This is a genomic window from Aeromicrobium phragmitis, from assembly GCF_003674095.1.
Classification (GTDB): Bacteria; Actinomycetota; Actinomycetes; order Propionibacteriales; family Nocardioidaceae; genus Aeromicrobium; species Aeromicrobium phragmitis.
The window spans coordinates 1-514 of record NZ_RDBF01000056.1; the positions used below are offsets into that span (position 1 = coordinate 1).

The 514-nt window shown below is 67.3% G+C and carries 1 protein-coding gene; it reads left to right on the plus strand.

Features of this window, described 5'->3' with window-relative positions; translation table 11 throughout:
* Nucleotides 1–514 (plus strand): peptidase dimerization domain-containing protein (locus D9V41_RS16225; RefSeq protein ID WP_121795612.1); only part of this gene is annotated, 514 nt, incomplete at both ends.

The window sequence follows — 514 nt, forward strand, 5'->3', positions numbered from 1 at the left end:
AAGCTCGCTGCCGAGCTGAACGCTCCCGTCCGTGACGTGACGTACGTCTTCTACGAAGCCGAGGAGATCGCTGCCGAACACAACGGCCTCGGCCGCATCGCGCGTGAGCATCCCGAATGGCTCGAGGGCGACTTCGCCATCCTCATGGAGCCCTCCAACGCGGGCGTCGAGGCGGGATGCCAGGGCACGATGCGAGTCGAGATCCGCACCACCGGCGAGCGGTCGCACTCGGCGCGCTCCTGGATGGGCAGCAACGCGATCCACAAGCTCGCGCCTGCGCTCGCCACGCTCGACAGGTACGTCGCCCGCGAGGTCGAGATCGACGGCCTGGTGTACCGCGAAGGTCTCAACGCCGTGGGCGTGCGTGGGGGAGTGAGTGGCAACGTCATCCCCGATGACGCCGTGCTGACGGTGAACTTCCGCTTCGCGCCCGACCGCAGCGAGAACGAAGCGCTCGCTCACTTGCGTGAGGTGTTCGAGGGCTTCGACCTCATCGTCACCGACTCCGCCCCAG